This window comes from Bacillus sp. SIMBA_026 (genome assembly GCF_046535335.1).
Classification (GTDB): Bacteria; Bacillota; Bacilli; order Bacillales; family Bacillaceae; genus Bacillus; species Bacillus velezensis.
This window is the reverse complement of record NZ_JAWRWX010000256.1, coordinates 1-262: the sequence shown is the minus strand read 5'-3', so window position 1 is coordinate 262 and position 262 is coordinate 1. Positions and strand designations below refer to the sequence as shown.

At 65.3% G+C, this 262-nt stretch carries 1 protein-coding gene; it reads left to right on the top strand.

The window, feature by feature from the left end:
* Positions 1-23 precede the first annotated feature (23 nt).
* On the top strand, positions 24-262 hold a 239-nt coding region (locus tag SB847_RS21395), incomplete at its 3' end, for a glutamate-cysteine ligase family protein (RefSeq protein ID WP_410578671.1).

Sequence of the window (262 nt, the reverse complement as noted above, 5' to 3'; positions counted from 1 at the left end):
GATCATCGTCGGGAGGGGCGGCTATGCGGACGTTCGGGGTGGAAGAGGAACTGCTGATTGCAGATCCCCTCGCGGGTACGCCGCTGGCCTTGGCCGGCAGCATACTGGACATCGCCGCCCTGGCTGAGGCGGATCCAGACGCCGGACCTTCGCTGAAGTCAGAGTTCAAGCAGGAACAAATCGAGGTCAACTCCCGCCCCTGCAGCACGGCGGCGCAGTTGTGGACGGAAATCTGCGCCGGCCGTGCCTTGGCGGATGAGGC